The 21854-nt window shown below is 59.6% G+C and carries 19 protein-coding genes and 1 pseudogene; 6 read left to right on the top strand and 14 right to left on the bottom strand.

Features of this window, described 5'->3' with window-relative positions; translation table 11 throughout:
- Nucleotides 1-353: 353 nt before the first annotated feature.
- The 3 genes from BMY49_RS08240 to BMY49_RS08230 form a co-directional block, all read right to left on the bottom strand.
- Nucleotides 354-3542, bottom strand: coding sequence for an efflux RND transporter permease subunit (locus BMY49_RS08240; protein ID WP_089675373.1), 3189 nt, complete (start codon nt 3540-3542; stop codon nt 354-356).
- On the bottom strand, nt 3542-4819 hold the full coding sequence (locus tag BMY49_RS08235) for an efflux RND transporter periplasmic adaptor subunit (RefSeq protein WP_089675372.1): 1278 nt from the start codon (nt 4817-4819) through the stop codon (nt 3542-3544). Before BMY49_RS08235 ends, BMY49_RS08240 begins: the two co-directional genes overlap by 1 nt.
- A gap of 65 nt (nt 4820-4884) precedes the next feature.
- Nucleotides 4885-6342: a TolC family outer membrane protein gene (locus BMY49_RS08230; RefSeq protein ID WP_089675371.1), complete on the bottom strand. Its 1458-nt coding sequence runs from the start codon at nt 6340-6342 to the stop codon at nt 4885-4887.
- 136 nt (nt 6343-6478) lie between these two features.
- Between BMY49_RS08230 and BMY49_RS08225 the strand changes: the two are divergent.
- Nucleotides 6479-6577: pseudogene (locus BMY49_RS08225) on the top strand (cyanase); the annotation flags it as partial.
- An 85-nt stretch (nt 6578-6662) separates the two neighbouring features.
- Here the strand turns inward: BMY49_RS08225 and xylB are convergent.
- From xylB to BMY49_RS08175, 10 genes are all read right to left on the bottom strand, one after another.
- Nucleotides 6663-8147, bottom strand: coding sequence for a xylulokinase (gene xylB / locus BMY49_RS08220; RefSeq protein ID WP_074210899.1), 1485 nt, complete (start codon nt 8145-8147; stop codon nt 6663-6665).
- Nucleotides 8147-9634, bottom strand: coding sequence for a mannitol dehydrogenase family protein (locus BMY49_RS08215; protein ID WP_074210900.1), 1488 nt, complete (start codon nt 9632-9634; stop codon nt 8147-8149). The genes xylB and BMY49_RS08215 overlap by 1 nt, the downstream gene beginning before the upstream one ends.
- Before the next feature lie 36 nt (nt 9635-9670).
- A complete protein-coding gene (locus BMY49_RS08210) occupies nt 9671-10291 on the bottom strand; it encodes a nucleoside/nucleotide kinase family protein (RefSeq protein WP_062373545.1) in 621 nt (206 codons plus the stop codon).
- 7 nt (nt 10292-10298) lie between these two features.
- A complete protein-coding gene (locus BMY49_RS08205) occupies nt 10299-11084 on the bottom strand; it encodes an L-iditol 2-dehydrogenase (protein WP_054640932.1) in 786 nt (261 codons plus the stop codon).
- A complete protein-coding gene (locus BMY49_RS08200; RefSeq protein ID WP_062359319.1) occupies nt 11068-11766 on the bottom strand; it encodes an HAD family hydrolase in 699 nt (232 codons plus the stop codon). Before BMY49_RS08200 ends, BMY49_RS08205 begins: the two co-directional genes overlap by 17 nt.
- Nucleotides 11763-12920 carry an ABC transporter ATP-binding protein gene (locus tag BMY49_RS08195; RefSeq protein ID WP_062373542.1) on the bottom strand — a complete coding sequence of 386 codons (1158 nt, stop codon included), beginning with the start codon at nt 12918-12920 and terminating at the stop codon, nt 11763-11765. The genes BMY49_RS08200 and BMY49_RS08195 overlap by 4 nt, the downstream gene beginning before the upstream one ends.
- Nucleotides 12921-12931: 11 nt before the next feature.
- The gene (locus BMY49_RS08190; protein ID WP_062359321.1) at nt 12932-13783 is read right to left on the bottom strand and encodes a carbohydrate ABC transporter permease; all 852 of its coding nucleotides are present in this window, start codon (nt 13781-13783) and stop codon (nt 12932-12934) included.
- Between the two features lie 32 nt (nt 13784-13815).
- On the bottom strand, nt 13816-14706 hold the full coding sequence (locus BMY49_RS08185) for a carbohydrate ABC transporter permease (RefSeq protein WP_062359322.1): 891 nt from the start codon (nt 14704-14706) through the stop codon (nt 13816-13818).
- A 77-nt stretch (nt 14707-14783) separates the two neighbouring features.
- Complete coding sequence (locus tag BMY49_RS08180) at nt 14784-16106, bottom strand: ABC transporter substrate-binding protein (protein WP_062359323.1); 1323 nt, start codon at nt 16104-16106, stop codon at nt 14784-14786.
- A 164-nt stretch (nt 16107-16270) separates the two neighbouring features.
- Nucleotides 16271-17224, bottom strand: a complete 954-nt coding sequence (locus tag BMY49_RS08175; RefSeq protein WP_089675370.1) for a sugar-binding transcriptional regulator — start codon at nt 17222-17224, stop codon at nt 16271-16273.
- 124 nt (nt 17225-17348) lie between these two features.
- Here BMY49_RS08175 and BMY49_RS08170 point away from each other — a divergent pair, with 124 nt between their 5' ends.
- Nucleotides 17349-17660 carry a YqfO family protein gene (locus BMY49_RS08170; protein WP_089675369.1) on the top strand — a complete coding sequence of 104 codons (312 nt, stop codon included), beginning with the start codon at nt 17349-17351 and terminating at the stop codon, nt 17658-17660.
- 5 nt (nt 17661-17665) lie between these two features.
- Here BMY49_RS08170 and BMY49_RS08165 read toward each other — a convergent pair whose 3' ends face one another.
- On the bottom strand, nt 17666-18223 hold the full coding sequence (locus tag BMY49_RS08165; protein WP_089675368.1) for an NUDIX hydrolase: 558 nt from the start codon (nt 18221-18223) through the stop codon (nt 17666-17668).
- A gap of 93 nt (nt 18224-18316) precedes the next feature.
- Between BMY49_RS08165 and BMY49_RS08160 the strand changes: the two genes are divergently transcribed.
- The 4 genes from BMY49_RS08160 to BMY49_RS08145 are packed head-to-tail and all read left to right on the top strand — an operon-like array spanning nt 18317 to nt 21851.
- Nucleotides 18317-18988: a CoA pyrophosphatase gene (locus BMY49_RS08160; protein WP_044627899.1), complete on the top strand. Its 672-nt coding sequence runs from the start codon at nt 18317-18319 to the stop codon at nt 18986-18988.
- Nucleotides 18985-19653, top strand: a complete 669-nt coding sequence (locus BMY49_RS08155; RefSeq protein ID WP_062373530.1) for a 2OG-Fe(II) oxygenase — start codon at nt 18985-18987, stop codon at nt 19651-19653. The genes BMY49_RS08160 and BMY49_RS08155 overlap by 4 nt, the downstream gene beginning before the upstream one ends.
- A 3-nt stretch (nt 19654-19656) precedes the next feature.
- Nucleotides 19657-21186, top strand: coding sequence for a PAS domain-containing sensor histidine kinase (locus BMY49_RS08150; protein ID WP_058576939.1), 1530 nt, complete (start codon nt 19657-19659; stop codon nt 21184-21186).
- Nucleotides 21186-21851: a response regulator transcription factor gene (locus tag BMY49_RS08145; RefSeq protein WP_058576940.1), complete on the top strand. Its 666-nt coding sequence runs from the start codon at nt 21186-21188 to the stop codon at nt 21849-21851. The genes BMY49_RS08150 and BMY49_RS08145 overlap by 1 nt, the downstream gene beginning before the upstream one ends.
- The last annotated feature ends 3 nt before the right edge of the window (nt 21852-21854 follow it).

Below are 21854 nucleotides of genomic sequence, written 5' to 3'. Positions count from 1 at the left end.
ACCTTCCTCCCATCTACCCGCCGCATCTACTTCCACATCTTCTGGATAGCTATTGGGCTTCGAGTTTCATGGCCCTCTCGCCCAGATGTGGCTGCCTCATATGCGGTTCCTGTTCGTCGGGCCAGGAGTTTGCCTACAGCTTCCTTCAGATTCCGCCTCACGACGAACACCCTTGCTGTTCAGCTAACGGTTCCCGCTATCAGGGTCCGTAGGGGACTTTCACCCCCAAGTCATCCGGCCAACCACCACGGCGGACCGGATAGCGCCTAATTGGCGCTGCGCGCCATGCCTGGCGCACCACAAAAAACGGGCGCCCGGTTAAAGGGCGCCCGTCGTAGGCCTAGCAAGAACGCTTAAGCGTTATCGTGGCCAAGCTCCGCTTGCTCTTGGCGATCCTGGTTCGGATGACGCTTGCGGTAGAGCCAATCCGATACCGAGGCAATCATGGCGTAGAAGCTGGGAATAAACAGGCTGCCCAGAATCGCCACTGACGCCATACCCATCGCCACTGTGGTACCGATATGGTGACTGCTCACGTCACTTGCGCCGGTCGCCAGGGCCAACGGCAAAGTGCCAAAGATAAACGCCAGCGAGGTCATGACGATAGGCCGGAAGCGCAGCTCAGCGGCGGTAATCGCCGCTTCGCGAATCGATTTACCCAGCTCTTTACGCTGCAGCTCGGCAAACTCGACGATCAGGATGGCATTCTTCGCCGCCAAACCGACGACCACCAGCATGCCGATCTGAACGTAGACACTGGTATCCAAACCGCGCAACACAATGCCACCGATACCGCCAAGGAAAGCAAAGGGCGTTGCGGTAAGTACCGCCAGCGGCAGCGACCAGCTCTCGTACTGCGCCGCTAGAATCAAGAACACCATCAGAATACCGAACACAATCGCAAGTGTTGCGGTATTACCCAGGTTGGACTCCTGATACGCCGTACCGGTCCAGCCCATGCCCCAGTTATCGCCCAGCGTCTCTTGAACCACTTCTTCCATAGCCTCGATGGCTTGGGCCGAGCTGTAGCCCGGTGCCGGGTTACCCTGGAACTGGGCCCCCGCGTAGACCCCAAACCGTGACACCACCGCAGGCCCCGTTTGGCGCTCAAGGGTCACGAACTCAGAGAGCGGGATACGCTCGCCATTACCGCCGCGCACGTAGACGTTGTTGACGTCTTCCGGCGTTTTACGGAACTCGTCTTCGTTCTGCAAGTACACCTGGAAGTTACGGTTCTGGTAGCTGAAGAAGTTGACGAAGCCATTACCAAAGGTGTTCGCCAGCGCCGAATTGATATTCTCAAGCGCGACGCCGTAGCTGAGCGCTTTTTGCTGGTCGATCTCCGCCCGGTAAGAGGGCACGTTCACGTTAAACGTACTGAACACTCGGTTAAGCACAGGGTGCTGATTCGCGGCCTGCATGATTTTCAGCGAAGCTTCATACAGCTCACGGGTGGAGGCACCATCGAACGACTGCAGGTAACCGGTGAAACCACCCGTGGTGGATAGCCCCATGATCGGCGGCACGTTGAAGGCCATCGCCGAACCGCCATCGATACTGGCACCCAGCTGCATGATGCGGCCAACCAGCTCATTGGCAGTGAGCTCACGCTCCGCCCATGGCTTCATGTTGATGAACATGATGCCGCGTGCGGTATTCACCGCGCTGGACAGAATGTCATAGCCCGCCACCGCAGAAGAGTACTCGACCCCTGGAATCGCTTCGATCTGCTCGCTCAGCTCCGCCATGTATGCCTGGGTACGGCTCAGCGAGGCAGCATCCGGCAAGGAGATACTCGCCAGCACGATCCCCTGGTCGGTCTCGGGCACCAGTGTCGAGGGCGTATTGGCATACAGCCAATAAGAGCCCGCCCCTACTGCCACAGTCAGCGCCAGCGCCAGCACCCAGAAGCGCACCAGCTTCTTCACGAACCACATGTAGAGCGCCGTGAAGCCTGCGAAGAAACGATCGAACAGGCGCAGCGGCGTGGTAATCGCACGCTTGAAAGCGGACTGACGGGTCTTGTGCAGGTTGTGCTTGATGAAGATCGCGGACAGCGCCGGGGTGAAGGTCAGTGCCATCAGCGCCGACAATGCCACCGAGATCGCCACGGTAATCGCGAACTGCTGGTAGATCTGGCCCGTGAAGCCGCCCATGAAGGCCACCGGCACGAACACCGCCGCCATGATCAGCGACGTGGCGATAACCGGCCCGCCCACTTCCTTCATAGCGCGAATAGTCGCATCCCGAACGCTAATATCGTCCTCTTCGCTAAGTACCCGCTCAACGTTTTCCACCACCAGTATGGCGTCATCCACCACGATGCCTATCGACAGCACCAGGGCGAATAGCGTCAGCAGGTTGATCGAGAAATCGAACAGATAGAAGCCCGCAAAGGTACCAATCACCGACACCGGCACCACCGACATCGCGATGACGGTAAAGCGCCAGTTCTGCAGGAAGATAAACAGAATCACGATAACGATCAGAAACGCTTCAATAAACGTCTTGATGACCGTTTCCACCGACGCGTCGATAAACAGCGTGGTGTCGTAAGGGGTTACGTACTCAAGCCCCGGCGGGAAGCGTTCAGCCAGATCTTCCATGGTCGCCCGAACCGAGTTGGCCGTCTCCAGCGCGTTGGCGCCCGGCTGCTGGTTGATGATGATGGGCGTCATGGTCGCGCCGTTCAACCGCGCATCCACGCCGTAGAAAGAGGCGCCCAGCTCGATCCGCGCCACGTCTTCCAGGCGCAGTGAAGAGCCATCGGCATTGGTGCGCAGGAAGATGTTACGGAAATCATCCGGGCTGGAAAGACGCCCGCCAGCGGTAATGGTGTAGGTATAGGCACGCGGCTCGCTCTGGGGCGTCGCGGCAAGATTACCGGCCGGAATTTCGGTGTTCTGAGCGCGAATGGCACTGGCCACTTCGCTCGGGGTCAGGTCGTACTGGGCCAGTTTGTCGGGATCCATCCAGATCCGCATGGCAAACTCGCCGCCCCCCAGCACCTCGGCGTTGCCCACCCCAGGCACCTGGCGCAGCTCATCGAGAATGTTGAGCGTGGCATAGTTCTGCATGTAGACGTTGTTGTAGTCACCGCTGGGCGATGTCAGCGCCACCAGCATCAGAATGGAGTCGGAACGCAGCTTCACGGTGACACCCTGAGACTGAACGGCCTCTGGCAACTGGGACAGTGCCCCCTGCACGCGGTTGTTAACGTTGATGGTGTTGATATCACCATCGGTACCGATGTTGAACGCCACGCTCAGGCTCATCAGGCCGTTGTCGGCGCTGTTGGAGGTCATGTACAGCATGTCCTCCACGCCGTTGATGGCTTCCGCCAGGGGCGCGGCCACGGTTTGTGCCACGGTCTCCGCATCGGCACCGGGGAACTGCGCCTGTACCGAGACCGTAGGCGGCACCACGCTGGGATACTGCTCGATGGGCAATATCCGCATCGCCATCGCGCCTACCAGCGTCAGGATAATCGCCAGCACCGTGGCGAATATCGGACGACTGATAAAGAAGTTAGAGAAATTCATTATTGGGCACCCTCTTCCCCTTCCGCGGGCGCATCACCGGCGCCTTCGGACATCTCGGCAGCCGCTTCGGCCTGCTCCTGCTGCTCCTGCGCTTCGGCTTCTTCCACGTCATCGACCAGCTGTTCTGCATCGCCATCGAAACGCACCGGGTCGATCTCCATGCCCGGCTCGATACCCGCCGGGTCACCTACCACAACGCGCTCGCCAGGCTCCAGGCCATCCAGGATGATCTGCCAGGGACCAGCCACATCGCCCAGTTGAACCGTCCGCTCACGCGCCTTGCTTTCGTCGTCCAGCACGAAGACACGAGGGCCCATCAACCCTTGGGTAACGGCAATTTCAGGCACCGCCATGACGTCGAAGCGCTTCAGGCCTTCAAGGCGTACGCGCACGAACTGGCCCGGCAGTACTTCCCCGTCAGGGTTGTCGAACGTGGCCGATGCTTGCACCGTACTGGTGCCGGCATCCACGCGGGAACCGAGGAAATTCAGGCGGCCCGCCAGCTCACCACCGGCGCTACCCGCTAACCCGGGCACGCTGAGATGGGCGGTAATGGAGGACATGTCACCGGCGCTGTCGGCCAGCTGACGACGCAGCTCGAAGGCATCACGCTGGGGTAGCTGAAAGCGCACTTCCAGCGGATCCAGAGGCGTGATCGTGGCAAGCTCGGTACCCGACGTCACCAAGTTGCCCACGTTGATCTGGCTCAAGCTGATCATGCCCGACACGGGCGCGGTGACGTTGGAGTATCCCAGGTCCAGATTGGCACTGGTGAGTGCGGCTTCCGCCTGTGCCACGCTGGCCTGCGCAACCCGCTGCTCTGCCAGCGCCTGGTCGTACTGCTGGCGGCTGACCGAGTTCTGGCTCAGCAGCTGCTCGAAACGCTGCGCATCCCGCTGGGCGCGTGCCAGCTCTGCCCGGGCGCTCTGCAGGTCTGCTTCACGCTGGTTCACCGTGGCCTGGTACAAGTCCGGCTCGATGGTATACAGACGGTCGCCCTGCTCGACCATTTGACCAGGTTCGAAGTGGCGCTCTTCCAAAAAGCCGCTGACGCGTGCCACGAGCGTCACTTCAATATCGCTGCGCAACAGCGAGGGGTAGGATTTATCCAGCGGTATGTCCCGACGCGCTATCTCAGTGACCTCCACCGGGTGGGGCGGCGCTTCCTGCTGCTGGCTTTGCTGCTCCTGTGGCTGCTCCTGGCCACATGCCGTGAGCGCTAATGCGGCGATCAGCGTCACTAGACTCGCTCTACCTGAGTGAATCACTCTTTTCATGCGTCGAACTCCCATTCATTTTTCTAAACATTGACTGATCGCCAAGAAGGCATGCACAGCGTACGTCAAGCACCTGGAGTGGGCGGTGCACCAATATCCATTGCACGCTGATACGCGTCGGGCTCATTGCTTTCCGGTAGGATAAAGTGGATGTCCTCGCCCGTGAGCCACGCGTTCACTTCTTCGATGGCCTCGACATCGAGCAGCCCTGCCTGCTGACGCAGCGACAGCAGATTCACGACATAGTCGTAACGCGCCTCGGCATAATTGGCGATGGCGTTATAGAGACTTTGCTCGGCATTGAGCACGTCGACGATATTGCGCGTACCCACTTCGTAACCCGCGCGGGTCGCTTCCAGCGCGCTGCGGTTGGACACGATGGCCTGCTGGCGCGCTTCGACCGTTTCGACGTTGTTGCTGACCTGGGTATAGAGCGAGCGAACCTGTTGAATCGTAGTGCGGCGCTGAGACTCGAAGTCGTACTGGCTGCTCTCCAATTGGAAAGTGCCTTGTCGAATGCTGGCACTGGTGCTGCCGCCGGTATAGATCGGCACGTTTGCAGACACACCTGCAGACACACCGACCTGAGCGGAGGTGACGTAACCGCTGACCAGCTCGCTATCGCTGTCAGCGTACTGATAGTTGGCAAACGCTTGTACTGTGGGCAGGCGGCCAGCACGCGCCAGCTCGACACCCACGCGGGACACTTCAATACCCGCCTGCTGGGCGAGCACCTGGGGGTTACGCTCAATGGCTTGCTCAACCCAGTAGTTACGATCGGTGGGAGAAGGCACCGCGATGGGCATGCTGTCACCGAGCGCCTCGATGCTGGTATAGCGCTGGCCGGTAAGTTGCTCCAACACCTCAAAGGCTACCTGGAGGTTGCTCTCTGCGGCAATACGGTCCGCCCGGGACTGGTCGAAGCTCGCCCGCGCCTCTTCCACCTCGGTGATCGCAATCAAGCCCACCTCAAACTGCTCACGAGCCTGCTCCAACTGGCGTCCGATGGCACGCTCTTGGGCTAGCCGTGCTTCCAACACTTCATAGGCACGCAAGATATCGAAGTAGGCGCTGGCCACATCAATCAGCAGCTGCTGTTCGGTGGCAGCCAGCAAATAAACCTGTTGATCAATCTGGCGCTCTGCCTGAGTTACTTCCTGGCGCGTCACGGCATTGAACAGCGCTTGCGTGGCTTCCAGCGTTAATGAAACGGTGTTGTAGCTGTCATCACCACCACCTGCGCCTGTGTTACGGGCAGCCCCCTGGCTCTCAAACTGCTCGTTATGCGTGGCGCTACCGGAGGCATTCACCTGGGGCAGCAACCCACCCCGCGCTACGTCTCGCGCCGCTTCTACACCGGAAAACTCTGACCGGGCTGATGCCAATGCCGCATTGTTGTTCAGCGCATCACGGGTGATGGTCACAAGATCCGCCGCTTGAGCTGGCAGGATAAAAGAAGACGTGAGCACTGCTAACAACAGGGGGCGAAAGGGGGCATTGACTGCCCAGTGTGCTAGTCGCATGGGATTGCCTCTAGGTGTCAACGTAAGACGGCGCAGCACGGCACCATTATGAAAGAGTGGCATTATAGTTACATTCATGTATGTATGCTAGACTTGAAGTTGCCTGATTTGTGTGTACAACACTGATGTCAAGCAGATCGACTTCACCATGGAAGTGGACAAAATCGAAGACCCCAAGGGCGACCGCGTGCTGCTCACCTTGAACGGCAAGTTCCTGCCTTATAAATCCTGGTAAGCAGCCTGCATAAAACACGCTAATACACGAACGCCAGCACCCTTCGATGATCAAGGTGCTGGCGTTGTTATTTATAGAGTTATTTCTAAAGCGAGTGGCGCTGCCCTAGCGCGGCCAAATAGCGCTGATAGGCTCCTTCATAGGCGGCCACACGCTCGGCATCAGGCTCCGCTAGCGATGCCGCATCCAGATGCACTAAACGCTCGCAGAGTGATGCCAGGCTAACGCCCTCGGGCTGTAGATCGCACCAGGCCGCTTGAATGGCTGCTCCTAGCGCGGCGGCATCGGTAATCTCGGGGCAAATCACCTGGGTGTTGGTAATATCAGCGACCATTTGCCGCCACACCGGGCTTTTCGCCCCGCCGCCAATCAATCGAATCTGGCTGGTGCCCGCCGCCAGCTCGCCTAGCAGCTCCAGCCCATAGCGTAGGCCAAAGGTCGCACCCTCCATCACGCCTCGGCAGAGGTTGGCCTGGGTCATATTCAGGCTGGTCAACCCGAGAAAATCGCCGGTGGCATCGGGCAGCATGGGCACCCGTTCGCCGTTAAAGAACGGCAGCACGGTGACGCCATCGGCACCAATCGGGGCGCTGGCGACCTGTTCGCCAAAGGTAGCCAAGTCCAACCCAAACAGCTCACGCACGCGAGTCGTTGCCGAGGTCACGTTCATGGTGCAGATCAGCGGCAGCCACCCCCCGTGGCTGGCGCAAAAATTCGCCACCATGGCGCTGTCACACACCACGGAATTAGGTGAGTAAGCACACACCGTGCCGGAAGTGCCCAAACTGAGCGTGACCAGTCCCTGGGTAATATTTCCGGTGCCAATCGCCCCCATCATGTTGTCGCCACCGCCGGAGGAGACCACCACGTTATCGCCTAGCCCCAGCTCCTGAGCCACTAACGGGCGAACGCGGCCAGCGGGTTCATAGGCGTCAATGATCCGAGGCAGTACACGGTCAGGGTCGAGCTCCGGCGCAATGGCGGCAAACACCTCTTTTTGCCAGCACTGGGCGCGGGTATCAAAGTAACCGGTGCCCGAGGCGTCGCCTGCCTCGGTAACCCGTTCGCCGGTCAGCCAGAAATTCAGGTAGTCATGGGGCAGCAAGAGCGTAGCAATACGCTGGTAGGCATCCGGCTGATGCTCGCGTAACCAAGCCACTTTGGAAGCGGTATAGCCCGTTTGCAGCACCAGGCCCAGCTTCTCCAGGCAGCCCGCCTCGCCCCCCAGCGTTTCTACCAACGCGCTATTTTGAGCGCTGGTTTCGGTATCGCACCACAGCTTGGCGGGATACACCGGCACGCCATCGGCATCGAGTGCCACCATGCCGTGCTGCTGGCCAGACACACCAATACCGCGCACCTGCTTGGCATCGATCCCGGCGCGCTCAATCGCTTGAAAGAACGCGCCCTTGAGCGCCGCCAGCCACTCTGCCGGTGCCTGCTCCCGGCGGCCATGCTCCCCTTCATCCAGGCGATGCGGGCGGCTGCCCTCGCCCAGAATGACGCCCCGCTCTACATCCACCACCACGACTTTGGTACTTTGCGTACCGCAATCCACCCCGATATACATCACAACGTTCCTTTGGACGCGACCAGAGCCTCAAGAGTAGCCCGTGCGCCCCGTTCATGCAGCGACTTCAGCGCCTCCAGGTAGGCGTTAAGGAAGCGAGGCTGGTCCGCCAAGTCGCCAAACAGCTCCCGGTTTTCCACGAAGGCCGCTGGATGGGTGCGGTTATTGGTGGCAATGGCCATTAACGGCTCGCGCAAGCGGTCCACGATCTCAATGGTCTGCCCCTGCTCATCGACGCCTTCGGCGTAGCGTGCCCAGCTGGCCACCACGGCGGCACTGCGCTCAATCTCACCGCCCTGGGCAAGCTGCTGGCGAATCACCGGCACTAACCATTTAGGAATGCGATCCGAGCTTTCGGCGCACAGCCGCGCCAAGGTATCTCTGATTTGTGGGTTCGCAAAGCGCTCGATCAGCGTCAGCCGGTAGGCTTCTAGATCCACCCCCGGCACGGGGGCCAGCGTCGGCGTGCCCTCTTCGCGCATGTAGCCGAGCAAGAACTCGACAAACAGCGGGTCTTGGCACACCTCATGGGCGTAGCGGTAGCCCGCCAGATAGCCAAAGTAGGTCAGCGCTTGGTGGCTGGCATTGAGCAGGCGCAGCTTCATGAGTTCGTACGGTTCGACATCCTCGACAACCTGCACGCCGACCTTCTCGAAGGCCGGGCGGCCCAAGGGGAAGTGATCTTCCAACACCCACTGGGTAAAAGGCTCGCACACCACGGGCCAGGCATCTTCAACGCCAAAGCGCTGGGAGAGCTCTTCGATATCCGTGGGCGCGGTCACTGGCGTGATGCGGTCTACCATGGCGTTGGGGAACGCCACCTCGGCGGCCAGCCAGTCGCCCAGCTCCGCACTGCGGGCGCGGGCGTAGGCGCTGAACATACGCTTGGCGACATCGCCGTTGCCTTGAATGTTATCGCAGGACATCACCGTAAACGGCGCAATACCCCGTGCCCGGCGGCGTACCAGGGCTTCCACCACTAAGCCAAAGCTGGTGGAGGGGCGCTCAGGATGGGCGAGATCGTCGCGCACCTGGGGGGCGTCCAGGTTGAATTCTCCGGACACCGGATGAAAGTTGTAGCCGCCCTCCGTAACGGTGAGCGAGACAATTTTGATGGCGGGGTCGGCCATGGTTTCGATCACCGCCTCGGGGTCTTCCGGGGCAAACAGGTAGTTCACCATGCTGCCAATCACCCGAGGCTGATATTCACCGTCAGGGTGCTTGACCACGAGGGTGTAAAGGTAGTCTTGTGCGGCGAGGGCCTGCTGCATGCGTTTGTCGCCGGGCATGACCCCCACGCCCACAATGCCCCAATCCAGCGCTTCGCCTTGGTTCATCAGCGCATCTACGTACATCGCCTGATGGGCACGATGAAAACCACCGACGCCAATATGGACGATGCCAGGCGTCACGGCCTGACGATCATAGGTCGGCGTCTCAACCGCCGCGCTGAGGGAACCCACATTGTGGTTATTAAGCTGGGTCATCGTCACTCTCCGGGTTATTGGCTGGGCAAGCGCGTCCTAGCGCCAGCGCTGGTCAGGTGGCACGCTGCTGGTTTTTACCAGCGCGGCGTTCAGCATGTCTTTTTGGTGGGTGCGCTCAAGCGCGCCGCTGTGGTCTTGGCCCATACAGAGCCAGCGGTTCACCAACCGCTCTACGAGCACTGCGTCGTCGACGTCGATCATTAGCGTCCAGTCGAACAGCGCGTGCAGTGAACGCCACGGATCTTGGTTCAATAGCAGATAATTGCCTTCCACAATCACAATGCGATGCGCGGGGGTGATTAACCGCCCACCGGCACGGGCAAGGTCCAGCGGCCGATCAAAGACCGGCACGGCCACCGGCTTATCCGCCCGACGGATGCGCATTAAATCGTGATGCAAGCCCTCCACATCGAAGGTGTGGGGCGCACCTTTCACAGGCAGCTGCTCATCGCCCAGTACGGCGTTATCGAAGTGGTAGCCATCCATCGGCACCACCGCCGCGTGCCCTGGGCGCAGTTGATTAATCGCTTCACAGAGCAGCGCGCTGCGGTAGGATTTTCCGGCCCCCGGCGGCCCCGCCAGGGCAACCATAAAGCGCGGCTTGCCTTCGGCGGCATCCAGCAGTTGGTGGCTTAACGAAACAAGATCAGGGCTCATCGGCGTCTTAGCTCATCCAGTTGCCGCCATCGACGTTGAGCGTCTGGGCGACGACGTAATCGCTATCCTGGCTGGCAAGAAACACGGCGGCGCCGGTGTGATCTTCCGGCAGCCCCATACGGCCATAGGGCACCGCCTCGCCCACTAGGCGCTTTTTCTCGCCTAATGGGCGGTTCTCGTAGCGAGCAAACAGCGCATCGACCTCTTCCCACATCGGGGTATCCACCACGCCGGGGGCAATGCCGTTGACGTTAATGCGGTGTTTGATCAAATCGAGCCCGCAGGACTGGGTCAGGCTAATCACGGCGGCTTTGCTGGCGCAGTAAACACTCACTAGCGGTTCGCCACGCCGACCCGCCTGGGAGGCCATATTGATAATTTTGCCTCCCTGACCTTGGGCCACCATGGCGCGGGCCACGGCCTGCAGGGTGAAAAACATGCCTTTGGTGTTCACCGCAAACTGTTTGTCAAAGCTGGCCTGGGTCACTTCCAGCACCGGCGCCATATCGAACACCGCCGCGTTATTGACCAAAATATCAATGCCACCAAAGCGCTCGGTGACGCTCTCCACCATGGCATCGATAGAGCCTTGGTCGCACACGTTCAGCACTACGCCCATAACCCGCTCGGCGCTGGCATCCTGCTGCAGCGTGGTGAGCGCGTCTTCGATGGCCTTGGCATCGATATCGGCCACCACGACACTGGCCCCTTCGGCCAAATAGCGCTGGGCAATGGCGAGTCCGATGCCACGGGCACCACCGGTAATCACGGCACGTTTATTGAGCAGTTTCATTGTTATCTTGTCCTTGCAGATGTAGTTGCCACTCGTCCACTAAGGCGCGGAGCCCGCGCATATGAGGCAAAATTCGCCAAGCACCCGCCGCGAGCAGGCGGTTAGGCTGCTCGTCGTCGATATGGCTGGCGCCCACAAAACCAATCACCCGCATGCCGGCGGCATGGGCAGCGGTAACGCCTGCCACGCTATCCTCAACCACTAGGCAGCGGCTGGGCGGGCAGCCAAGCTCATGCGCCGCCAAGCGGTAAATCGCCGGGTCCGGTTTAGGGTTATCGACCTGCTCGGCCGTGAAAATCGGCACATCGCCCAACGCCTCTTCCAACTGCGTTGTTGCAAGCGATGCCAATACGCGGCAGCGGCGGCTGTTGGAGACCACGGCCTTAGGTAAATCGAGACTACTAACGGCGTCGTGGACCCCTGCAATCGCGGTGAGCTCTCGTGCCAGACGCGCTTCTATGGCGCTATCGACCCGCTCGGAGGCATCAGGCGGCAACTGATGGCGGCTTAACTGCGCCAAGTGCTTAAGGATGTCGGCGGTCGTCATGCCCAGGGCTTGGCTGAGCAGCGTGGGAATATCCAGATCCGGCAGCCACTGCCCAAGGTGAGTTTCCAGGGTCTCTTCAGCCAGGGCTTCGCTATCCACCAGGACGCCGTCACAATCAAAAATCAGCGCTTTCATACCTGCGCCCCTGGCGCAGCAGGCTCGGTAGCCGCACGGTTATCCTGGCGGGTCAGGCTGGCCAGCGGGTGCTGTGACAGGCTCTCTAGCGCCAAGCCTTGGGCATCGAACAGGTGAGCACGCTCGGCGGCAAAGCTAAACTGCACGGTATCGTTCACCCGATAGGCTACATCGCCATCGGCCATAATGGTGATCAGTAGCTCGCCCATCTGCACGTACAGCGAGGTCTGCCCGCCTAAGCGCTCCAACACTTTAATCTGCCCACTCAGCGGGCCGTTTTCATCCAGCTGTAGATGCTCAGGACGAATACCCAGCTCCAGCGCTTCATCGCTGGCGAGCTGTTCGCCCGCCACAGGGATAGTGCAGGGCCGCCCGCCGGGCAGGCGCACGGTGACGCCATCATCGCCAATGGACTGCTGCTCGACGGTGAAGAAATTCATCTTCGGCGAGCCGATAAAGCCTGCCACAAAGCGGTTACGCGGGTGGTGATAGAGCGCCATGGGCGAGCCCACCTGCTCCACCACGCCATCGTGTAGCACGACGATTTTATCGGCCATGGTCATGGCTTCTATCTGGTCGTGGGTCACGTAAATCATCGTGGCATCCAGCTCTTCATGCAGCCGCGCCAGCTCGATACGCATCTGCACCCGCAACGCCGCGTCTAGGTTGGAGAGCGGCTCATCAAACAGGAAGATGCTGGGGTTGCGCACAATCGCTCGGCCAATCGCCACCCGCTGGCGCTGCCCGCCGGACAGCGCTTTGGGCTTGCGATCCAGCAGCGGCTCAAGCTGAAGGATCTTGGCAGCTTCCAGCACCTTGGCGCGGCGCTCCTCTTTGGGCACCCCAGCCAAGCGCATGCTGAAGCCCATGTTGCCCTCAACGGTCATGTGCGGGTAAAGCGCGTAGCTTTGAAACACCATCGCCAAACCGCGGTCGGCGGGGCCCACCTCGTTCATGCGCTTGCCATCGATGAGAATATCACCGTCGCTGGCGCTCTCCAGGCCTGCGATCATGCGCATCAGCGTGGATTTACCGCAGCCCGAGGGACCAACGAACACCACGAACTCACGATCGTTAACGTCGAGATCAATGCCCTTGATGACCTTGGTGTCGCCAAACTGCTTAGTAATGTTCTTGAGTTGTAAGGTTGCCATGAGGAACTCCTTTACTTGACGGCGCCAAAGGTCAGGCCGCGCACCATTTGTTTTTGGGTCATCCAGCCGAGAATTAGAATGGGGGCGATGGCCATGGTAGAAGCCGCCGACAGCTTGGCCCAGAACAGCCCTTCGGGGCTTGAGAACGAGGCAATGTAGGCGGTCAACGGCGCGGCTTTCGACGAGGTGAGGTTGAGACTCCAGAACGCTTCGTTCCAGCTCAAAATCACCGAGAGCAGCCCGGTCGACGCAATCCCTGGCAGGGTCAGCGGCAGTAGCAGGAAGAACACTTCCTGCAGAGTGGAGGCACCGTCCATCCGGCCCGCTTCGAGAATGTCTTTGGGCATATCTTTAAAGAAGGTGTAGAGCATCCACACCACAATGGGCAGATTCATCAAGGTATAAATAATGATCAGCCCGGTGCGGGTGTCCAGCAGCCCGACATCGCGGAAAATCAGATAGATAGGCACCAGAACACCCACCGGCGGCAGCATTTTGGTGGAGAGCATCCACAGTAGCGTGCCCTTGGTGCGCTTAGTGGGCAAAAAAGCCATGGCATAGGCCGAAGGAATGGCGATGAGCAGCGCTAAAAACGTAGAGCCAAACGCCACCGCGATGCTGTTCAGCGCGAAACGGGCATAGCCCGAGCGTGCCTGCACCTCCTGATAGCTTTCCAGCGTGGGTGAAAAGAGAAAGCTGGGGTCGGCTATCGCCGCCGTCTCGGTTTTAAAACCGGTCAGCACCATCCACAGGATAGGGAAAAAGATAATCAGCGCGATCGACCAGCCCAACAGGGTCAATACCAGTTGCCGGACAGGCAACGAGCGAGTGTGTGCCGGTGCGCTATTACGATGAGTTGTCATTGAAATGCTCCCAAGACGCCCTGGTGCTGGGGTCAGTCTTCTAAGTTCTTAGCGACCATACGGACAAGGAAAATCGCGACGATATTGGCCAGAATGATAGCGATCACCCCGCCCGCCGAGGCCATGCCCACATCGAAATCCAGCAGCGCTTGGATGTAGATCAAATAAGCCAAGTTGGTGGTGGCGAGCCCCGGCCCACCAGAGGTGGTGACAAATATCTCGGCAAAAATCGTCAGCAGGAAGATCATTTCAATCATGATCACCACGCTAATCGCCCGCTTTAGGTGCGGCAGCGTGATAAAGAAGAAAATCGCCAGCGGCCCCGCACCATCCATCCGTGCGGCTTCCACTTGGTCTTCATCCAGCGATTGCATCGCCGTCAGCAGGATCAGTAGCGCAAACGGCAGCCACTGCCACGAGACGATGATGATGATGGAGGTCAGCGGTAGCGATGAGAACCAGTCCAGCGCAGGAAGCCCCAGCGACTGTGCTAACCACGCCAACACCCCGTTAGAGGGGTGCATCATCATGTTTTTCCATACCAGCGCGCTCACCGTTGGCATGACAAAGAAGGGAGAGATCGCCAATACGCGGGCTATGCCCCGCCCGGCAAAATCCTGTTGAAACAGAACCGCTAAGAGCGTACCGCCCACCACGGTAATCACCAGCACCCAACCCACCAGCAGCAGCGTGGTGCCCATGGCCGACCATAGCGCGGGGTCGGTCAGCAGGTACTCATAGTTTTCCAGCCCGGCGAAGCCGGTCATCTCGGGCATCAGTAAGTTGTAACGCTGGAAAGAGAACCAGATGGTCATGCCTAGGGGCACAATCATCCAGAGCAGGAGCAGCGTTACGGCGGGCGCTTGAAGCGAAAGCGTTCTCAGCCCGCCGACCGTACGGCCAGAAGCACGTGTTCTATTCATGGAAATACCTGCAAGAAAACAGACCTGCGAGAACCACCGAAAACGCCTGCCCGTGGCCGGGCAGGCGCAGGAGTACATTAACGTTCGATGTAGCCCGCCCGCTGCATCGTGCGCTCAGTAGCACGCTGGGCGCTATCTAGCGCCTGCTCAACCGACGTATCACCGGTCAGCGCCGCCGCAATGGTTTGGCCTACCTGAGTGCCAATCGATTGGAACTCAGGAATACCCACAAACTGCACGCCCACATAGGGGTTCGGCTCTAAGCTAGAGTCGGTGGGGTCGGCCTCTTTAATGGCGTTAAGTACGAAGCCAGCAAACGGCGCGGCTGAGGTGTACTGCTCATTAGCGTAGGTGGATTCACGAGTGCCCGGCGGTACGCTGGTCCAGCCGTTAGTCTCACCGACAAGCTCGATATACTCTTCAGAAGTGGCCCAAGTAATAAACTCTTGAGCTGCCTCTTTATGCTCAGAGGAGGCTGGGATAGCCAGTGCCCAAGACCACAGCCAGTGGGAACCTTTGGGAGTTTCGGCGATGGGCGCAGGTGCAAAGCCAAGCGTACCGACTACGTCGGATTCGCTCTCATCGTAGAGCTTGCCTGCCGCCGAGGTAGCATCGACCCACATGGCGCAGTTACCGCGTGAGAAGAGCGCTAAGTTCTCGTTAAAGCCGTTGGAGCTGGCGCCTGGCGGGCCGTAGTTGCTGAGCAGGTCTACGTAGAACGAAATCGCGTTATTCCACGCCTCAGAGTTCAGCTCCGGGTTCCACTGCTCATCAAACCAGCGGCCGCCGAAGGTGTTCACCAGCGTCGAGACAAAGGCCATGTTCTCGCCCCAGCCCGGCTTGCCGCGCAAACAGATACCCGCCAGGCCCTCTTCGCTACCGTGGAGCTGTTCGGCCCAGTCGCGCACCTGCGCCCAGGTGGGCTGCTCGGGCATCTCAATGCCTGCCTGCTCAAACAGATCGGTGCGGTAATACATCATCGAGCTTTCCGCATAGAACGGCAGGGCGTGCAGCGTGCCGTCCAGGCTTAAGCCGTCGCGTACCGATGCCAGCAGATCGTCTTCGTTGTAGTCATCGGGCAGGCTGTCCAGCGGCTCAAGCCAGCCGCGTTCCGCCCAAATGGGCACTTCATAAGTACCGATGGTCATCACGTCGAACTGCCCACCGCCGGTGGCAATATCCGTGGTCATGCGCTGACGCAGCACGTTCTCCTCAAGTACCACCCAGTCCAGCGTGATATCCGGGTGCGCTTGCTCAAAGGCATCGGTCAGGCTCTGCATAATGACCATGTCATTATTGTTCACCGTGGCGACGGTGATCTCAGTTTGAGCCTGGGCTTGGCCAGCTACCGCAATAGCAGCTGCTAGGGTCGTGACGGGCAAATGACGCACGAGACGCATACAGCACTCCTCTTGGCAAATATTGGCATTGTTGTTGCCTTGATCTTATTGATCACCAACCGAACAAAAGATCGCACGCAAGCCAAAAAAAAGCAAAGCCTGGAGCGTTAGACTTTACGCTAATTTATTCAATTGCTTGCATGTTGCAACCGCGAAGATAGCGCTCACTCCATCGCCTCGAGGATATGCCGCGCAGCGATCTCGTCGGTGATCAAGCCCTTCAGCCAGCCACCGCGCAGTGCGGCTAAAATGGCAGGCGCTTTATCACGGCCACCGGCAATCCCCACCATGAGGTGCTTCCCAAAACGCTCCAGCGGCAAGCTGGTGACCCGTCGGGTAATCGAGCAATCGATCACCTCTCCACGCCGGTTCAGCGGCCAACCTAGTAGCTCCCCTACCGCTTCGCGGCCCAGCAGCTCATCTAGCTCGCTTTCGCTAATGAAGTGGTCTTGAAAAAGCGTGGCCTGGCGGTCAATACGGCCAATGCCGATAAACGCCGCCTCTGACTCTCGCGCTACATCGGCTATCGCTTTGAACAAGCGCTGGGACAGCATGGCCTCTTTTTCCGCCAGCGACTCCGCCACTACGGGGGCAGGCAATAAAAAGCGCTCGCCGCCGGTTTTATCCGCCAGCACCATCACGGCGTCGTAGCGGTTGGCGGAGCCATCCCGTGCCACGTTGCCCACCAGCGAGACAAACCGATGCTGCGGCCGCTCCAAGCGGCTTAGCGCTTCCACTGCCGCACGTACCGAACGCCCGGTCCCCAGCGAGAGCGTCAGCGGCTCGCTGCGCTCCACCAGCCGCGCAATGCGCTCGGCCCCCGCCACGGCCAGATAGTACGCGCCGCTTTCGGGGGCCTGGGTGTCCGCAGGCACCACGTCGCAGTAAGCCAGCTGGAAGCGCTCCCGCAGCGCGCTGCCCAGCGCCATACAGGTGGAAATGGGGTGATCGATATGCACTTTCACCAACCCCTCTTGGCGCGCCAGGGCTAGTAAGCGTTGGACGCCAGGGCGTGAGACGCCAAGCTGAGTGGCAATCTCATCCTGGGTCATGCCGCCCACATAGGACATCCAGGCGGCCCTGGCTGCTTGGTCGAGCTTTACTTCAAACTTATCCATGGGTTGGTTCGCCGCTTATATTGAAAAACGCCATCATACAAAGCCTGCGCCAAGACCAGTAGTGTGCTATCCGCTAACATTGGCAGTACAGCGTTACGTCATTACCCAAGGGAGGCCTCTGATTATGTATAAGCTCGCGTTTTTTGTTCCCATTGAAAGTGCTGAAAGCGTTAAAAACGCCGTATTCGAAACCGGCGCGGGGCGGATTGGCGATTACGAACACACCTGCTTTCAAACGCGTGGTACTGGCCAGTTTCGTCCCCTCGATGGTGCAGAGCCACATATTGGTCAGATCGGCACGCTAGAAACCGTCGAGGAGTTCAAGGTCGAGCTGGTCTGCGCCGACGAGCATATTCAGGCCGCTATTGCGGCGCTCAAACTGGCGCATCCCTATGAAGAAGTCGCCTACGACGTGTGGCAGCTCGCCGACCTTTAAGACGACTAGGCGCTACCCACATAGCGCTCGCGATCTTCGGGCGTGATTTTACTGATATGCAGCGGAAACACGGCGTTTTCGCGGTCGGCAAAGTAGTGGCGCAGCGTGCGCTCGATGGTGGGGAAGGCCAGCGCGTCCCAAGGAATCTCGTGTTCCTCGAATAGCGCCACCTCCAGGCTCTCTGGCCCGGCACCAAAGCCGCCCACCAAATCCGCGCGAAAGATCATATAGACTTGGTTGATATGCGGAAGATCGATCAGCGTGTACAAGTCGCCCAGCGTGACCTCAGCGAAGGCTTCCTCCCAGGTTTCCCGCGTGGCGGCCTGCTGGGTGGTCTCGGCGTTCTCCATGTACCCCGCCGGTAGCGTCCAGTACCCTTTTCGAGGGGAGATCGCTCGCTTGCAGAGCAGCACTTTGGAGCCGCTCACCGGCAGCGTACCCGCCACGATGCGGGGATTTTGATAGTGGATCGTGCCACAGCCGTCGCACAGGTAGCGGGGGCGGTCGTCCCCCTCGGGAACGGCAAACCGGACTTTCTCACCACACTGACTACAAAAGTTCATCGCGTTTTCTCTACGGCTGGTGGGTCGAGGCATCAACGTGCTTGACGATGATCACCGTGGCTGGGTAAAAGAGAGCAAAGTAAAGAGACACCTATGTTAGAGAAACTGCGCAAACAGCTGCAACAGCATACCCCTCAACGGCTAGACCACATAGCGCTGCCGGAGGCGGCCGTGCTTATGCCCATCGTCGAGCGTCCTGCTCCTACCCTGCTGTTCACACGCCGGGCCAGCCACTTGACGACCCACCGAGGTCAGGTCGCTTTTCCAGGCGGCAAACGCGAACCGGACGATGCCGACCTATACGCCACCGCCTTGAGAGAAGCAGAAGAAGAGATTGCGCTGGCGCCTGGCCAAGTGCAACCGCTCGGGCGACTGTCGGATGTGATTTCGCTTCACGGCATTCGCGTGACGCCCTGGGTGGGTATTATTCCACCGGATCTACCGCTGGTGGCAGACCCAGCGGAGCTGGACGCTATTTTTGAAGTCCCGCTCAGCCACTTTTTAGACGACCAGCGCACCCATACCGATGTGATTACCGTCGATGGCGTCGCCCACTATGTGCCCAGCTATCACGTCGATGGTCACGTGATTTGGGGATTATCTGCCATGATGTTGGTGGAGCTGTTGGCCGAGGGTTTTGGAATGGAGATTGACCTTTATCAGCGCCCGCCCGGCGCCCTACGCCACTACCCCGAACGACGCACCCCCACAAGCAGTCGCTCGGCCAAAGCCGAACGCGCGCCCGTTACGAGAATCACGAAATGATCGCTTTATCTGAACTGGACTCTCCCGCCCTTGACCCGCAAGCCCATTTGGAGCTGGTCGACGCGCTGGTGGAACAAGGTTGGTATGTGGGGAAAGGGGTGATCGACTCGGCTCTGTGTCAAGCGCTGCACCGGGAGATTCATCAGCTGGCCGAGCTGGACGCCCTGGATGAGGCTGGCATTGGCCGAGGCCAGCAGCACCACTTACGTAAAGATATCCGGGGTGATGCTATCCATTGGCTAGACCGAGAGAGCGACGCTCAGCGCCGATACCTGGATGCTATGGCAGAGCTACAGCAGTCTCTCAACCAAGCGCTATTTCTTGGCCTGTTTGAGTACGAAGCCCACTTTGCTCACTACCCTGCCGGAGCCTTCTACCAGCGCCACTTGGACAGCTTTCGCGGGCGGGCCAACCGCGTGATTTCCACCGTCGGCTATTTGAACCCCGACTGGCCGAGCGACGGCGGCGGTGAAATGGTGATTTATCACCCGGACGACCCAACCCTGGAAGTGGCCCGCGTGGTGCCCGAAGCCGGTACGTTTGCCTGCTTTTTATCGGAAACCATTCCCCACGAAGTGCTACCCACCCGCCAGCCTCGCGCTAGCATTGCGGGCTGGTTCCGCCGCAACGCATCCATGGGCGGCGTATTAGATCCTGCCCGCTAATTTATGAGCAATAAGAGAGAGGCAACCCTAGCAGCAAAATTGGCCACCTTAGAAGCGCGCAACGCCGCACTCGAGGAGGAAAAGCGCCACTATCAGTGGCTGGCCGAGAGCACCACCGACCTGATCTCCCGCCACGCCCGAGACGGCACGTTTTTGTATGCCTCTCAGGCCGCGCGGGAGCTGCTGGGCTATGAACCCGACGAACTCATCGGCGTCTCCGCGTATCAGCTTTTTCACCCAGCGGATTTGAACGACCTGCTCAACAAGTCACCGCGGGTTTACTACCACGACGGTTTCTATCAGCAAACCTACCGTTTCCGCGCCAAAGCGGGCCATTACGTATGGTTTGAAACCACCAGCCGCACCCGGCGGGATACAGAGACCGGCGAATTGATCGATATCCTGTGCGTCTCCCGAGACGTTGGACGTCGTATTGAGGCTGAAGCCACTCGCGAGCGTTTGGCGCAGGTGGTCGAATCCACCACCGACTACGTGCTGTTTTTAGGGCCAAACCAGCAGGTATTCAGCGCTAACGAAGCCGCTCGCCGCTGCTTTGCCTTGCCCAACGAAGCGTCTACTGCACTCAGTGAGCTATACCAAGCCGACTCGCTGCGCTTATTAAATGAGGTGGTATTTCCCGCCGTGGAGCGTTACGGCTCATGGAGCGGTGAGCTGGAGATGCGCACCGCAAGCGGCAGCGTGCCGGTGCTCAGTGTGGTACTGGCCCACCGCAGCCGGGGGGCAGAGCCTGGTCACTTTGCCTTGGTGAATCGCGATATTAGCGCCCGCAAAGCCGCAGAAGCCCAGGCGCGTCGCCACCAAGAGCAGATTGCCCACGCTAACCGGCTAGCTGCCGCAGGCGAACTTGCCTCCAATATCGCCCACGAGCTGAATCAACCCTTAGGCGCCATTGCCAACTACACCAGCGGCGCGTTGCTAAAGTGCCAGCAGCAACCCACGCCCCTCGCCAGCGAGCTTCAACTACCTCTAGAGCGCATCGACGAGCAGGTACAGCGCCTCGCCCAGCGTCTGCGGCATCTGCGCAGCTTCGTCCGAAAGCGTAGCCATCAAGTACGCCCACTGGTGTTGGCTGACGTAGTGACGGCCGCCTGCGGGCTCTGCGACTGGCAGTACCAACAGGCAGCGGTGGGTCTAACGGTAGAGCTTCCCGCTGGGCTGCCGCGGATCTACGGCGACGCGATTGCCTTGGAACAGGTCATCGTTAATTTATTGCTGAATGCGCTGACTGCCAGCCGTCGAGTGGTTGATGCCAAAACAGTGCGCGTCAGCGCACGGCGAAGCGGCCAGCGACAAATCACGCTAAGCGTGGAGGACGAAGGGCCGGGGGTCGACCCGAGGTATCAGCCCATGATTTTTGACGCTTTTTTTACCACCCGTGATGAAGGGCTTGGCATGGGGCTAGCCATTAGCCGCACACTGGTGGAAAGTATGGGAGGCGCCCTCTCCCTGCGCACCGACAGCGCTAAAGGTGCCTGTTTTGACGTATTTCTACGCACGGAGACCGACGTTTGATGCCCTCGGCTAATGCGCCTACGACTGCCTCTTCGCCCAAGACTAGCGCCATCGCGGTGGTCGATGACGACGACGCGCTTCGGGAATCGCTGGTGTGGCTATTGGAATCGGTAGGGCTCACCTCCCGCGCTTTCGCCAGCGGTGACGCCTTTTTAACCACGGAGCACGAAACCTTTGGCGCGCTACTGCTGGACGTTCGCATGCCGGGTATGAGTGGTCTTCAGGTGCAACAACAGCTCGTTGACCAGGGCAGCCGCCTGCCCCTCATCATGATGACCGGTCACGGCGACGTTCCCATGGCGGTGGCAGCATTGAAGAACGGCGCATTCGACTTTATCGAGAAGCCCTTCAATCATCAGCAGCTCATCGATGTAGTGCAGCAAGCACTCAGCCATACCGAACAGCAGCATCAACAGACCCAGGCACTGGCACGATTACAAACAGAGTTCGACGCCCTGCGCCCCAAAGAGCAGCGCATCGTGCAGCATGTTGCAGAGGGCATGACCAGCCGTGAAATCGCCGATCACATGGGCATCAGCGCCAAAACCGTCGAGGTGTATCGACTGCGGGCGATGAAGGCGATGGGAGCGGCCAATGTGGCCGCCTTAGTGCGTCAGGCGGTAGCGCTCTCGCTGGTCCCCGCGTTGCCGCCTGATGCCGAGTGAACA

It is taken from the genome of Vreelandella aquamarina (assembly GCF_900110265.1).
Classification (GTDB): domain Bacteria; phylum Pseudomonadota; class Gammaproteobacteria; order Pseudomonadales; family Halomonadaceae; genus Vreelandella; species Vreelandella aquamarina.
The sequence above is the reverse complement of the archived record's forward strand: the minus strand, read 5'-3'. Positions and strand labels throughout refer to the sequence as shown.